Annotated in this window: 10 protein-coding genes and 1 pseudogene; 6 read left to right on the plus strand and 5 right to left on the minus strand. The window is 49.3% G+C overall.

The features are described 5' to 3' along the window. Positions 1-460: 460 nt before the first annotated feature. The 6 genes and pseudogenes from HNQ57_RS16295 (at position 461) to tnpC (ending at position 8,632) form a co-directional block, all read left to right on the plus strand. Positions 461-847, plus strand: coding sequence for an MBL fold metallo-hydrolase (locus HNQ57_RS16295; RefSeq protein ID WP_184464835.1), 387 nt, complete (start codon positions 461-463; stop codon positions 845-847). Then, positions 837-1,931, plus strand: a complete 1,095-nt coding sequence (locus HNQ57_RS16300) for an efflux RND transporter periplasmic adaptor subunit (RefSeq protein ID WP_184464766.1) — start codon at positions 837-839, stop codon at positions 1,929-1,931. The genes HNQ57_RS16295 and HNQ57_RS16300 overlap by 11 nt, the downstream gene beginning before the upstream one ends. Then, positions 1,928-4,975, plus strand: a complete 3,048-nt coding sequence (locus HNQ57_RS16305) for an efflux RND transporter permease subunit (RefSeq protein WP_184464768.1) — start codon at positions 1,928-1,930, stop codon at positions 4,973-4,975. Before HNQ57_RS16300 ends, HNQ57_RS16305 begins: the two co-directional genes overlap by 4 nt. A gap of 655 nt (positions 4,976-5,630) precedes the next feature. Continuing rightward, a complete protein-coding gene (tnpA, locus tag HNQ57_RS16310; protein ID WP_184464770.1) occupies positions 5,631-5,930 on the plus strand; it encodes an IS66 family insertion sequence element accessory protein TnpA in 300 nt (99 codons plus the stop codon). Continuing rightward, positions 5,930-6,286, plus strand: a complete 357-nt coding sequence (gene tnpB, locus HNQ57_RS16315) for an IS66 family insertion sequence element accessory protein TnpB (RefSeq protein WP_184464772.1) — start codon at positions 5,930-5,932, stop codon at positions 6,284-6,286. Before tnpA ends, tnpB begins: the two co-directional genes overlap by 1 nt. Before the next feature lie 24 nt (positions 6,287-6,310). Then, positions 6,311-8,632: pseudogene (gene tnpC / locus HNQ57_RS18105) on the plus strand (IS66 family transposase). Between the two features lie 522 nt (positions 8,633-9,154). Here the strand turns inward: tnpC and HNQ57_RS16325 are convergent. From HNQ57_RS16325 to HNQ57_RS16345, 5 genes are read right to left on the minus strand one after another with little or no spacing between them, the layout of a single operon-like run. Next, on the minus strand, positions 9,155-9,991 hold the full coding sequence (locus HNQ57_RS16325; RefSeq protein ID WP_226968213.1) for an SDR family oxidoreductase: 837 nt from the start codon (positions 9,989-9,991) through the stop codon (positions 9,155-9,157). 35 nt (positions 9,992-10,026) lie between these two features. Beyond that, complete coding sequence (locus HNQ57_RS16330; RefSeq protein ID WP_184464777.1) at positions 10,027-11,196, minus strand: acyl-CoA dehydrogenase family protein; 1,170 nt, start codon at positions 11,194-11,196, stop codon at positions 10,027-10,029. Between the two features lie 28 nt (positions 11,197-11,224). Next, complete coding sequence (locus HNQ57_RS16335; RefSeq protein ID WP_184464779.1) at positions 11,225-12,832, minus strand: acyl-CoA carboxylase subunit beta; 1,608 nt, start codon at positions 12,830-12,832, stop codon at positions 11,225-11,227. Between the two features lie 38 nt (positions 12,833-12,870). Continuing rightward, positions 12,871-13,362, minus strand: coding sequence for an acyl-CoA carboxylase biotin carboxyl carrier protein subunit (locus HNQ57_RS16340; RefSeq protein WP_184464781.1), 492 nt, complete (start codon positions 13,360-13,362; stop codon positions 12,871-12,873). A gap of 1 nt (position 13,363) precedes the next feature. Continuing rightward, positions 13,364-14,851, minus strand: a complete 1,488-nt coding sequence (locus tag HNQ57_RS16345) for an acetyl-CoA carboxylase biotin carboxylase subunit (RefSeq protein WP_184464783.1) — start codon at positions 14,849-14,851, stop codon at positions 13,364-13,366. Between the last annotated feature and the right edge of the window lie 599 nt (positions 14,852-15,450).

Genomic DNA, 15,450 nt, shown 5'->3' on the forward strand with positions numbered 1-15,450 from the left:
AAAGTTGAGGCACCGGCCACGATAAGGTCAGGAGTGGAAATCAGTGCCTGTATTGAATTTAACTCAATATCTACGATAATTCAACTCCCATTATGGACTATAAAACAGTCGCGCAATGTAAGGACATGACAGCTTCAGGATTAATGCAATAGAAATAACCACTGATTAATAAAAAGTCATTACCTAGTACTATTTTTAGAAGACTTCTGAAAAGAATCAAAGTATAAAACTGCACTCATCGAACAATGATTTATCGCCGATTCAGTATGAGAAATTAGCAAATTAATGTGTCCGGTTTTGTTGACCAGAACATTCGGCACTGGCTGCTGCGAGTGGTTCTAGCGCGGCCATTCCACTAGCTGCGGGTGAATTCGTGCGTAAAATACGGGGAGATCCGTTAGGGCCATTTTTCCGGTTTGGTTCGTCGTTTCGAGAAGCATTCCGTGCGCGTGCTTGGCAAATGTATCTAAGTCCGGAGCGCACTCGGCAGGCACGTGAGCAACCTTGCTGGCAAGGGCATGTCGACAAAGTCGCTACATTTCCCAGTGACGCTTTGCGCCTAAAACATGGAGACAAGCTGCCAGGGTTCGACGACTGGTCTGTTATTCACACGCCGGGACATACATGGGATTCGATCTGTTTTTGGCATGCCGAAAGTGGCAGCCTCGTGACAGGAGATACGTTGCTTGGTAGTGGTGAAAACGCGGTGCCGCCGGCAATTTACGCTAATCCTTTTCAAACTCGGCGCACCCTTAGGCGTATTAATGATCTCGGTGTAAGTAAATTGTATCCGGGACACGGCAGTGTCATTTCTATGCATACAACAGGTCAACTTAATGCCATATAGCAGACGAGCTAGAATTCAAACTAGAAGCCAGAAGTTATTGTATTGCGCGCTGCTCAGTGCATCGCTGTGTTCTTTCAGTTCGGTAATTGCGGCTGAGAAATCCACCGCAGTGAGTGTCACGATGCCTGAGCGTCAAACCTTACGTCAAACTGCCAAAGCCTTGGGAGTGATAGAAACCGAGGACTCGCCGTCGATCGCGGCGGAAATTTCGGGTCGTATCGTTAAGATCACTGTAGACGAAGGCGCGAAAGTGACGCGTGGTGATGTAATGGTTGAATTAGATAACCGGCAGCAACAATTAGAGCTTGCTTCATCTGAGGCTCAGTTGCGTCGCTTTCAGGTACTCGCGGACAACCAAGAGCGCAAGTATGGGCGACTTCAGGCGCTCGCCAGAAGTCAATCTGTCTCAAATGAAACGCTTCAGGATGCGGCAGCTCAATTGCGAACCTATGAAACAGAAGTAGATATAGCGACACAACAACTTGCGCTATCGCGCTTGCAATTGACGCGGACAAAAATTCTTTCCCCGCTGGATGCCCAAGTATCAGCTCGACATCGGAGTGTTGGTGACTACGTGAATCCAGGTACCACTTTGCTAGATCTTGTGGCAACCGACCGACTCCGTGCGCGTTTGTACTTACCAGAACGTCATGCGGCTTTAGTGAAACAGGGACAGCCCGTCGAGCTTTTCAGCCCGGCCTCACAGCAACGGATTCAGGGCACTGTGATCGGCACCAACCCCACAGTCGCGGGAGCCAGTCGAGTGGTTGCTGTGTTGGTCGGGTTTTCAAATAGCGCCGGCTGGATGCCCGGCGCAAGTGTGGATGCCACTATTGTGCTCGACGAGCGTAGCAATGTGCTCGTCGTTCCGAAGCTTTCTATCGCCTCAAGGCACGGTGCGCAAGTCGTTTTCGTTGAGGAGGGTGGTGTTGCAGAGGAGCGGCAAATAGATACAGGCTGGCAGGAAGGTCAATGGGTGCAAGTACTATCAGGTCTTGATGAAGAGGATCGTGTCATCGTAGACGGCACCTACCAGATATCCGATAAATCGACGGTCACTGTTGTGGCCGAGCAAGCGCCGTGAATATCGCGGAACTTTTTGTACGCAACCGTGTTGCCTCCTGCATGCTTAGTGGGGCGATCGCATTGTTCGGACTGATCGGTATCGCCAGTGTTGGTTTGGGCAAGTTGCCGAATATTGATGTGCCACTGATCACAATCGCTACAGTGCACCCTGGGGCCAGCCCAGAAGCGGTGGACAGTAGTATTAGCGGAGTAATTGAATCGGCTGTGAATACGGTGTCGGGGATCGACTATTTGGAATCCTCATCGCTACCCGGTTACTCACTAGTACGGGTTAAGTTTAAAACCGGGCTAGACCCCGATGTTGCGTTCAATGAAATCCAATCCAAGGTCAACCAGATAGCTAACCGTCTTCCCCGCGAAGCGCAGACGCCGGTTATCGCTAAGCTCGATGTGAACGCTACACCGGTGGTTTGGGTTGTGCTGCGTGGTGACCGTAGTCAGGAGCAAATGCACGCCATTGCTCGACATCATATCAAGCGGCAGTTAGAAACTATCAATGGCGTAGGGCAGGTCGCGTTCGGTGGGGGAATGGAGCGTAAGATCCAGATCAAGCTAGATCTCGTGCGATTATCGTCGTTTAACATGACTGTATCAGACGTAATTGCGGCCATCTCGCGCCAACACGCACAGCGTCCTGGCGGCTTTATCGCGACTGGCGATGACGAGCGAATGCTGCATCTGGATATGGAGCATCACAGTATCGAAGCGCTCCGCGGACTGCTTTTAAATCAGGGTAGCAATGGGCGAATTACCCTTGGCGATGTTGCCCAGGTGAGCGACGGCTTGGATGATGAGCGCACACAGGTTAGCTATGACGGCGAATCTGTTATAGCTATCGCTGTTCAGAAGCTACCCAACGCCAATACGGTTTTAGTCGTGAGGGAAGTCGAACGTCGCTTAAAGGAAACTATTCAACCATCGCTACCTGTGGGTGTCAGGGTTGAGCTTGCGATCAATGAAGCCAACGTGATTGGCGAAACAGTGTTGGCCCTACGCGACCACCTGACGACGGGACTATTGTTGGCAATTCTGGTTGTCTGGGGTTTTGTACTCAATATACGTTCTACCTTAATCGTCGCTATAGCGATTCCGATTTCACTGCTTGGCGCGGTAGTGGTTATGTATTTCAACAACTACTCGTTCAATATTATGTCCATGTCCGCGTTGCTATTATTGATTGGTGTGGTTGTCGATGATGCCATTGTTGTGGTGGAGAACATACATCGTAAGTTTGAGGCGGGCGAACAGGATCCGGATACTGCGGCGATTGAGGGCACTACTGAAGTTGTCGCTCCAGTTGTAGCTGCATCGCTAACCTTAGTGTGTATTTTTGCCACCGTTGTATTTATGGAGGGTATGGCCGGCATATTTCTACGATCGTTTGCTGTAATCACTACAGTCGGTGTTTTAGTCTCATTGTTCATCTCACTTAGCCTGACACCCGCTTTAGGCGCGATACTATTGAGGCCAGAAGGGCAGAGAAGTAGTGTTATTCAGTTTATCGATAAATTTCATGGATGGGTCGAACACCTGTATCGACAAGGACTGATTATCGCCATCCGAAACCGATTACTTATTTTGCTGGTCACATTCGCACTTGTTGGCGCGAGTTTTTGGCTCATGACGCGCATGGGTACGGAATTTATTCCAGCAGATGACGAATCTCGACTACAAGTTAAAGTGACGGCGCCCGCAGGGAGTTCACTCGACTACATGAAACGGAAAGTCGGGGAGATTGAGTTCGTATTAGCCAGTCATGTGGAGGTGAAACATTTTTTGACCACCATTGGCGACGTGAATCAGGGCAATGTTAACGAAGCTTTAATCAGTGTGATACTGACGCCCAAGCAGGAACGGCAGATTGGGCAGCAGTTGATCATGAGTGAGCTTACCACCGCATTGCGAAGGGTGGCGGGAGTTGAAAGTTTTGTTAATGCCTTTCCGATACTTAACGGATTGCGTGCCGAAACTATGGAGTTACATCTGAGTGGCACGAATCTTCACGCCGTTGCGGAAATTGCGCAAATGCTACATGAGCGTATGCGATCAATCCCTGAACTGGGGAATGTGCAGCTGTCATTGAAGCTTAATCAGCCGATGGTCAGTGTTTCTATAGATCGCGAACGTGCAGCTAGATTGGGATTGAGTGTTACGGCTATTGGCGAGACTCTAAGCCTGCTGTCGGCTGGCATTGATGTAGCCTATTTTAATGACTTGCCCTCAGACGGTGAGCGTTATGATGTCCACCTTAGCGCCGATAGAGACAGTTTTAATTTAAGCGAGGGCTTTGAAAAGGTTTATTTGCGCAACGCCACCGGCGGACTTATCCGCTTAGATACTGTGGCTGGGATAGAAAATACCTATGGACCGTCAATTATTAATCGTCGCAATCTCACTTACTCCGCAGCATTTTATTCAACGCCAACAGTTTCGCTGGGTGAAGCATTAGCGCTCGTTAATGAGTTGGCAGTTGACGTACTTTCCCCCGGATACGAATTAAGCCCTGGAGGACAGGCCGACGAACTAGAAAAGACCGTTTACTATATCACCTTCGTTTTTCTAACAGGGATGCTGATGGTCTATATGGTGCTTGCCAGCCAATTCAACTCACTGCTACAACCGTTGCTGGTAATGTTAGCGCAGCCGCTCGCAATAATTGGTGGAGTTGCCGCACTATGGCTCGCCGGACATACGCTAAATATCTATTCCATGATTGGGCTAGTATTACTCGTTGGCCTAGTATCTAAGAATTCGATTTTACTGATTGATCGTATCAACAATCGTAGGCTCTCGGGCATGGACGCCCATGAAGCGATTCTGGAAGCCTGCCCTTTGCGACTAAGGCCTGTGCTGATGACCTCACTCACCGTAGTGCTAGCAATGCTCCCAGCCGCACTTGGTCACGGCCCTGGATCGGGACAATACGGGCCCTTAGCGGTAGCTGTGCTTGGTGGCGTTATTAGCTCAACACTTCTGACCTTGTTCGTGGTTCCTGTAGCCTACTCCCTATTGGAACAATGGCTTGTAGTGCGGCGTACATGAATCGTTAATATTGAATGGCTTCTAATGCTGGCCCGGTAATTATATTCAAATATGATGCTACGGTTACGCAGGTTCGGTGCTGGATGAAATGCGTATGGCTGGCTATTTGGATCAAGCTACGTACGCGCAAAAAAAGATGGCGTGAACGGAGCAAGTGTATTTGCAATCCAACACCACCGGTCATAATCGGTGGTGCGTTCACACTTTTCTGCTAATTAGAATCTGGTGGTAATCTCGAGGCGTTGTCCCATATCAGCGCCACAGTGGACTTCCATCTAGTTCGGGATTTTTGACCGTCCGCTTTTTACCCAGACTGTGTGAAAACTATTTTCAAGTCATAATTTAGACAAGAACTGATGTGAATATGTGTCTTACATCAAAATCTGATCAAGTTTTCTAGCCAATCAAATAAACATTTCACGTAGCATTGCGTGATTAATTTGGTCGTCGGAGTTTTCACACAGCCTGTACCAATCTCAGATATTTATCAAGTGATTGATCTGACCTCTAGGGCCAAGAAAACAATTTCTTTATTTGAAAAAGCCTGATGTAAATGAAGTGATTAAGCTTAAATATAAGTAAGCGGTCAATTAACCACATCTAATAATCTACCCGCTGCGGCTTTATTCTTCAGTTTTTAACTGAGGAGCTATCCATGACCACCATCAACAAAGCCCAATTCTGGCAAGACCATGTCACCGCATGGCAGGGCAGCGGTCTATCCCAAGCCGCGTATTGCAAGCAGCATGAGATCAAATTTCATAACTTCGCGTATTGGCGCAATCGTTTAAGTCCTGCAAAAGCGCCCTCAGCAAAATTATTAAAACTGGGCGGCATGCCAGCTTCATCTCGTATGATAATGAATTTGCCGCTGGGCGTTCGACTGGAATTATCCGCCAGCGATTTGCCTGTCGTGTTGCCCGCTGTGCTGCATATCCTTCGGGAATCGAACTGATGCTTCGGCCCTCGCCAAACATTGACGTGTATTTGTACATGGCGCCAGTCGATATGCGCAAGTCCATTAATGGCTTGGCCGCGCTGGTTGAAAACGAACTAGCGCTCTCACCGATGATGGAAGTGCTATTTGTATTTTGTAATCGTGGCCGAGATAAAATCAAACTTCTGTATTGGGAGCGAAATGGCTTTGTTGTCTGGTATAAGCGCCTAGAAAAGCAGCGCTTTAAGTGGCCTCGCCAATGCGAGTCAGGCTATGAATTACGCGATGGCCGCGACTTAAACCTCTTGCTCGATAGCTTGGATATTTGGCGCAATAAACCGCATGAAACCTTGTATTTTGACTCGGTTAGCTAAAGCTCTTTTGGTATAATACGCGTCATGACGACGCGACTTTCACCCCCTTCGTCGGACGATATCCACAGCCTCAAAGCTTTTCTTTTGGAGAAGGATAAACGCATCTCGTTACTCGAAGAACAAGTGCGTTTACTCAGGCATAAACGCTTTGCGGCCAGCAGCGAGAAGTCGGATGGGCAGACGGAGCTGTTTAATGAAGCAGAGGCGGCTGAGCCTGTCCCAGAAGAAGACCTTAACGAAAACACGGATGACGCTGAAACCGAAACGATCCAATACGAGCGTCGCAAATCCCGTGGTCGTAAATCGTTACCCGCTGACTTGCCACACGTTCGTATCGAACATGATCTGGCTGATGCCGACAAAGTCTGTGAATGCGGTTGTGCGCTAACGCATATTGGCGAAGACACCAGCGAGCAGCTGGATATCATTCCCGCAACCGTCCAAGTCTTAGTACACGCCCGACTGAAATACGCCTGCAAAGCGTGTGAATTGACGGTACGTACCGCCGCTTTACCGGCGCAGCCCATTCCAAAAAGCAATGCGAGTGCAGGCCTACTGGCGTATATCGCTACCGCAGAATACCAAGATGCGCTGCCACTGCACCGCCAAGAAGCCATCTTCAAACGGATGGAGATTGATATCCCCCGCAACACCCTCGCCAATTGGATGATGCGCAGTGGCGAACTAATCGCGCCACTCATCACCCAGCTTGATCACGAGCTCCGCCGCGGCAAGATCATCCAGTGCGACGAAACACCGCTTCAGGTATTAAACGAACCGGACAGGCCCGCGAGTAGCCAATCGTATATGGGGGTCAGGCGCAGTGGCGCCCCAGATCACCCCATTGTGTTATATGACTATGCACCGAGTCGCGCTGGCAGCGTGGCGGAGAATTTACTAAAGGGTTTTAGTGGTTACCTGCAAACCGACGACTATGCGGGCTACCATGCGGTCGGCCGCCAAGACGGCATTAGCCATGTGGGTTGCTGGGCACACGCGCGCCGTAAGTTCGTTGACGCCCAGAAGGCGGCGACCTCCAAAGACAAAAAGACCGCCCGCACCGGCAAAGCCGATGTGGCCATTAACTACATTGCCAAGCTGTACGCCATCGAAAAGCAGGCGAAAGACGCGAGCAGCAAAGCTCGTCGCCAGCTACGACAAGATAAAAGCGTTCCGATCCTAAACGCCCTTAGGGAGTGGTTAGATAAAACCTTACACAGCACCTTGCCCAAAGGCCTGCTCGGTACGGCGCTGGGTTATCTCAATAAAAACTGGGAAAAACTGATTCGCTACATAGAAGACGGCGACGTCAATATCGACAATAACCTTGCTGAGGACGCACGATCGACGGGCGCCAGACAGGCCGCGGCGTGCGAGGTTGTTGGCATTAGCGCCAAGACCTATCAGCGCTGGGATCGGCGCGACAATGTTGGCGACAGTCGGCAAAATGCCGTGCACACACCCGCGAAGAAGCTGTCGGCACTGGAACGACAGCGCATTATCAAACTGGTGAACGAGCCGGAGTACGCTGACTTGGCACCGAGCCAAATTGTCCCCACGCTGGCCGATGAAGGCCGCTACAATGGTTCTGAATCGACGTTATACCGCATTCTGAAAGACGAGAAGCAACTTAACCACCGCCAGAAGTCCAGGCTGGCAGCCGCCATTAAAAAGCCCAAAGCCCCAACAGCGACTGGCGCTAATCAAATTTACACTTGGGACATTACCTATCCGCCCACGCGGGCTCGAGGCGTATTTTTATACCTTTATGTCGTGATGGACATTTACAGCCGGAAAATAGTTGGCTGGCAGGTGCATGACGAGGAGCGCAGCGTCTTGGCGGTGGAATTAATGACCGATATCTGTCAGCGAGAAGGTGTCAAACGTCATCAAGTCACACTTCATTCGGACAATGGCAGCCCAATGAAAGGGGCGACGATGCTCGCAACATTGCAGCAGCTGGGGATCATGTCGTCGTTCAGCCTACCATCGGTGAGCAATGACAACCCTTATTCTGAATCCCTGTTTCGCACCTTGAAATATCGCCCCAGCTATCCTGCACAACCGTTTACGTACTTACATGCCGCGCGGGTCTGAGTACACGATTTTGTCGAATGGTATAACAAGAAACACCGGCATAGCGCGATTAAGTTTGTTATGCCAGTCCAGCGCCATGCAGGAGAAAACGCCAAAATACTGGCTTACCGGAAACAGGTGTACGAACAAGCCCGATTAGAGAATCCAATGCGCTGGAGCGGTCATATTAGAAATTGGGAGCTGATAAAAGACGTTTATCTTAACCCGGAAAAGCCAGCGGTTGTGGGCGAGGAAAATAAGGCGGCATAAATCAATCTGAGGCGACAACCACCTTGAAAAACGCCGCTCTGCAGGCCGCAAGAAAATCAAGTAGCAGCAGGGAGCGAAGCGATGCACCGACTTGATTTGGTAGCAAACTCAATCACTAAAGCCCTATCCCGTCCTACTTTTACTCGCGCTAAAATATACCAACGCACAACAACATTAACCCAAACACATTGCAAGACGCCGTCACTCTAACCGATGTTGGCCTGGGCCTGCGTTCGGAGCTAGGCGCCTGATCAGTGAACTTCCAAGCTCGCAATGTCACCAAGAAACAAGATGCAATTCTGATCCCCGATCAGCCGCTCAATCCAGGTAACCATACGAACCCCCCATCCAGAGCAAACCACCTATCAGATAGAAGCTAGAGTTGACTTCTGTTTAGAAAAATGGGGCACACTCCGAGCCCCTGCTGTTAGCAAGAGCTCGGCATGTAAAGATGGGGGTAATTAAATAAGTACGAAAATATAGAACCGTGTACAGCGACTCTATATTATTTAGAAAGTTCTTTTAACAAAAATACTCTGGTCTGCCCTGCAGCCACAAGTCACCCCACAGCTGGCCACCGCCATCTATGGTGAGCACTTCACCAGTAATGAACCTGCCACTTGGGCCGCCAAGATAGACACAGGCTTGCGCAATGTCCCACGGTGTGCCAAACCGCTTCATCGGATTTGATTTATCAAATTCACTAAGTGCCTCTGGAGAATAAGCACCCATACCCTCGCTAAAAATAACCCCTGGGGCAACACAGTTCACACGGATATTATATTCTGACCATTCCACCGCCACCGTCTTCGACAAATGGATTACGCCGGCACGAGCAGCACAGGTGTGCGCGCCGCCATTCATACCTCTAGCCACCACGGTAACGATATTAACAATACTGCCCTGCTGCTTGCGATCTCGCCATTGGCGAGCAATATGCTGCATCATATACCAGCTGCCATTGAGATTATTATTGACCACGGCATCCCAGCCGTTTTTAGAAAAATCGATAGCCGACTGCGGAAACTGGCCACCCGCGTTATTCACTAAAATATCGAGACGCCCGTGCTCTTCAAAAATTGCCGCATACATTGCGGAAATTCCGTCGTAGTCACGGATATCTTGAAGTTTGTAACTTGCGAGTAAATTTGCATTGGTTAGCGCCGCAATCGTCTCAATCAGTTTCTCTTCTGTACGGCCCGTTATAATTACGTGGGCACCAAGGCGGGCGAAACACCACGCGGTGGCTCTACCAATGCCACTGCCGCCGCCACTAACAAGGACTACCTGCCCTTTAAACGCCCCCCCGCCAAACGGCAGGGGAGCCGCAGAAAATTCAGCGTCACTGGGTACAATCATCCGTAATTCCATTATTATTCGCTCAACCGAAAGACTTAGCGCAGTAGCTCACCGGCAATAATCAGCTTACGAACTTCAGTTGTTCCTGCACCAATCTCTAATAGTTTGGTAGCACGGAACAAGCGGTTTATTTCAGATTCCCAAATATAACCACTACCGCCATGCACTTGCACACCATCATCAAGAACTTTGTTCAAAGTGTTAGAAACAAACATAATTGCCGCGGCCGTCACCTTGTGAATTTCCCCGCGTCCAGCCTCGCCGTGCGCAACTCCTTGGCAAGCAGACAACGCACGGTAGGTCATTAATTTCATGGTCTCAACATTGGCGTACATATCTGCCAAGCGACTCTGCACCATTTGAAAACTGGCGATAGGCTTACCGAATTGCTGACGGGTTTTAGCGTAGTCCACTGCCAACTCCAATGCGCGCTCAGCGATGCCAACACAAATTGGGCTCACCATGGCGCGCTCGAGATCAAGTCCGCTCATCACAACGCGGTGGCCCTGTCCTAGCTCACCAACGATATTCTCTGAGGGTACACGACATTCTTCAAAAACCAATTCAGCAGTTTGGCTGCCACGGAAACCCATTTTGATCAGCTTCTGCGCCACTTTAAAACCGGGGAAATCTTTCTCAACCAAGAATGCAGTAATACCTTTTGAGCCTGCATCTTTCTCCGTTTTTGCATATACCAACACCACATCTGCGACAGCACCATTGGTGATATATATTTTACTGCCATTTAAAACGTAATGGTCGCCATCTTTACGGGCCGTTGTATGCATAGACCCTAATGCATCAGAACCCGCTCCCGGCTCAGTTAAACCAAGCGCACCAATCTTTGTACCGGCACAAACATCCGGTAAATACTTCTTTTTCAGAAACTCGCTACCATTTGCATAAACATTATTGGCGAATAAGTTATCGTGCGCGACCCAGCTCAAAGCTAGAGCGTGGTTCCAGCGAGAAAAAGCTTGCAAAATCACACCGCTAGACAAAAAGTCCATACCTGCGCCGCCGTACTCAGAGCCAACGGTAACACCTAACAAACCAAGCTCACCCAGCCTCGGGAAAACCTCAGATGGCCACCATTCTTCGTTATCCATACGTCCAGATAACGGGTACAACACATCACGCCCGATTCGATCGCAATGATCCAGTAACCCTTGTTGCTCATCACTCAATTCAAATAAATTTGTCATCACTTATCTCTCTTCTTTTGGAAAAATTTTATATGCGCAGAACGCCATAACGGGGATCTTCTATCGGCGTGTTCATCGAGGCGGCTATCGCCATACCCAGTGCATTGCGGGTATCGGCTGGGTCAATAATGCCGTCATCCCAAATTAACGATGAAGTGTAGTAAGCGCTACTTTGATGCTCGTAATCGTCAGTTACATCGCTGTAAATTTTTGCACGCTCTTCATCGCTCAGGGTTTTGCCTTCGCGCTCAAGCTGAGTGGTTTTAATGGTCGCCAAAGTTTTTGCTGCTTGCTCGCCACCCATTACCGAAATTTCGCTATTGGGCCAGCTGAACAAGAAGCGACTGTCAAAGGCGCGACCACACATGCCGTAGTTACCAGCGCCATAGGAGCCATTGGTCATTATGGTGAATTTGGGCACCTCACTGCAGGCCTGTGCCATAATCATTTTCGCGCCGTCTTTGGTTATACCTTCGCGCTCGTATTCGCGACCCACCATATAGCCGGTAATGTTCTGCAAAAATACCAACGGCGTTTTATTTTGGTTACAAAGCTGAATAAAGTGCGCCGCTTTTTTGGAACTATCGTTAAATAGTATGCCGTTATTACCGATGATGCCGACCTTGTAACCCCAAATATGAGCAAAACCGCAGATCAGGGTCTTACCGTAGGCGGGCTGGTACTCATGGAAACGACTACCGTCGACTACACGGGCAATGACTTCCATCATGTCAAACTGAGTTTTGATGTTAACTGGAATAATACCGTATAACTCTTTCGGGTCGTAATAGGGCGCTTCTGGCGCCTGCTGCTGGGCATCCCATTTTTTCTTTTTGCTCCACTGACCAACAATTTCACGACCAATAGCAATAGCTTGTTCTTCGGTATCTGCAGCGTAATCGCAGGTACCGCTGACCGAGGTGTGCATGTCTGCGCCACCCAGTTCTTCAACAGTTACCTCTTCGCCGGTCGCCGCTTTTACGAGTGGCGGACCACCGAGGAATACTGCACCCGTGCCACGAACAATAACATTGTAATCACTCAGCGCGGGCACATAAGCACCACCCGCCGTACAGTGACCAAATACTAGCGATAATTGCTTACAACCCATTTTGCTTAGAATGGTTTGATTGCGAAAAATACGACCTGCAAAATATTTATCGCCAAACAATTCTGATTGTAGAGCCAAGAAACCGCCAGCGCTGTCGCACAGGTGAATGACTGGCAGGTGATTTTCAATAGCGATATCCATGGCGCGAACAATCTTTTTGATTGTTATCGGATACCAAGCACCACCTTTCACCGTGCTGTCATTCGCATGAATCAATACCTCACGACCACTGACAATACCAATGCCGGTAATGCAGCTCGCCGACGGGGAATCACCATCGTAGTGCTCGCCCGCTGCCAGAGTAGACAACTCTAAAAATGGCGTACCCGGATCGAGCAGCATTTCTAAGCGCTCGCGTGGCAACATCTTACCTTGGCGGGCCAAGCGATCTAGATCCCGCTGAGGACGTTCGTGGCGAGCTGCATTTTGGCGGCGATGAAATTCACCCAAACGTGCTTCGTTTGCTTTAAGATATTCTAGGTACTCTGGCGAGTTAATGTTCACTCGCGATTGAATTCTACGCATTGCGATAGTCCAGCCGATTTTTGTGAATGTCCAAGGATTTAATCGTCGTTTTCGAATTCAACAAGAACATCGTCCTTGTTGAATTCGGAACCCACACTAACATGTATGCGTCCAACGACACCGTCGCAGGCGGCCCTAATAGTCGATTGTAATTTCATACTTTCAATCGTCAATAATTTATCTCCATCAACGACACTATCACCCTCCCGCACCAGCATTTCAACAACAACACCCGGCATAGGCGCACTAATCGCGCCGGCACCGGCACTGGCACCCGCAGCCGCGGCACAGGGGTCTATGGCGGCGACCTTGAAATAACTGCCAGACATTTTTATGTAAATGTCATCACCATCACGAGCCATCCAATAATCATAAGATTTGCCATCTAGCGTCACATTGCAGCGTCCTCCTTTACCGTGCTCAAATTCAACACGACACTCTGCATCACCAATCGTTAAAACTAGCTCGTCGGCCAAACTACGCGGTGCAACTTTATGCAGTTCATCACCAATTTTGAATGTGTATCTCAACTCAGTTTCTCCATTCTTTCATGAGACGATATGGGTACGGCACATCATCCATCATCGCCACAAACTGGTGATCACTCAGCGCGGCGGCGGCCAATACGGCAGCCTCCAGGTCATCACTAAGTTCCGACGGCCCCAAATCCGCTGCATGCTCTTTTATGAAACCGGTGTTAGTCTCACCTGCTTTAAACGCCTGATGACGAAGCAAGCGCCCCAAATAGTCTGCGTTTGTTTCCACGCCCAGTAACACGAATTGATCCAGCGCCTCACAGGCCCGCTCAATAGCGGCATCGCGGTCCTCAGCGTGAACAATAAGTTTTGCAATCATAGAGTCGAAAGCGGTACCGACTTTTTGACCTTCGTAACTACCACTGTCAAAGCGCATGCCTTCGCCAACTGGCGGACGCAACATGAGGACCTTGCCAGCAGCAGGCGCAAAGTCGTCGTCGGGAATTTCTGCGCAAATACGGCATTCAATAGCATGACCGACCTGCTTAATCTCTTCTTGGCTGTAGCTCAGAGGATGGCCCATGGCGATCCGCACTTGCTCTGCAACCAGGTCAACACCAGTAACCATTTCGGTAATGGGGTGCTCTACCTGAATACGGGTATTCATTTCCAAGAAGTAGTAATCGCCATTGGGGGCGAAAATAAACTCGATGGTACCGGCACCGGTGTAATTGGTTGCCTTGGCGATACCCACTGCTGATTCGCAAATATCTTTGCGCAGCTCTGGGGTCAGCGCTGGGGACGGCGTCTCTTCAATTACCTTTTGAAAACGGCGCTGAATCGAGCACTCGCGCTCCCACAAGTGCACGCAATTACCGTGCTCATCGCCCAATACCTGCACTTCGATATGGCGTGGGCTTTCGATGTAGCGCTCTGCGTATACACGCGGATCACCAAAGTAACGTTGGGCTTCTACTTTTGCGGTCGCAACGATGTCTCGCAGGCCATCAGCCTCGCGAACGATCTGCATTCCCTTACCACCACCACCAGCAGAGGCTTTAATCAATACGGGAAAGCCTATTTCGATAACCCCAGCAATGAATTTGTCATCGTCACCATCATCAATCACCGACGGAGCTATAGGGAAGTCACGCTCAGCGACAAACTCACGCGAACCAATTTTATCGCCCATAAGATTCATCACTTCGGGACGCGGGCCAATAAAACACACTCCAGCCCCATCCAGAGCGCGGACAAAACTGGCGTTTTCAGCCAAAAATCCGTAACCCGGATGCACCGCATCAACCCCGTGTTCTTTACACAAACCAACAATTTGGGGAATATCAAGATAAGCACTAACAGGCGTGTCGCCAAATACCTCGTAGGCTTCGTCGGCAAGGCTTAACGCCGGGCTTTCGATCTCTTGACGGTGATAAAGAACTGCGGATGGCAGCCCCAGGTCTTTTAGCGTGCGCAATATTCGCATCGCAATTTCGCCGCGGTTAGCGACAAGTACTTTTTTAAAACTTCGTACAGCTGACATTGAATTTTCCAGTGTGCTTAGTTGACTACTATATTTATACAGCACAATTGAGCTGTGCTCAATAAAAACTTGGGTTAATCTAAGCCCCACGCTGAGCGCGCCTAAAATTACCAATAAATACCTACAGAACCGTTAAAAACGACATTTACTACAAACGCCTTTATTTTATTATTTCGCGTTTTCAATAATACAGAATATTAAGCATTTAATGAGCAGAGTCCCGCAGTGATCTCGCCCAGAACAAAAAACCCGCCTGTTACAGCGGGAAAGGACCGCACTTAGAAGGGAACCTGTTTCGTATTTCGGACACGCGAAATTCTAACCCAATTAAAGGCTCGGTGTAAACCACTATTGAGTGCTGGTCAGCCCAGCAAGTAATGACAAACATGTCAATACAGATGCTTTATAAGCACACAACAAAAGCGCCGGTAATGTCACGACCAGCATTGAACGAACGGCGGGGCAAGGCACCAATAAATCACAACCAAACTCCCCAATACGGTAAGTACCGTATTTAAAGAAAGTACCCATAATGGTGAATCGCCTTTATCTCCAGCGGCATCAATCTAGGCATCGCCAAATCTTTAGCCAAGCTTGGC

The organism is Zhongshania antarctica, assembly GCF_014202945.1.
Taxonomy (GTDB): domain Bacteria; phylum Pseudomonadota; class Gammaproteobacteria; order Pseudomonadales; family Spongiibacteraceae; genus Spongiibacter; species Spongiibacter antarcticus.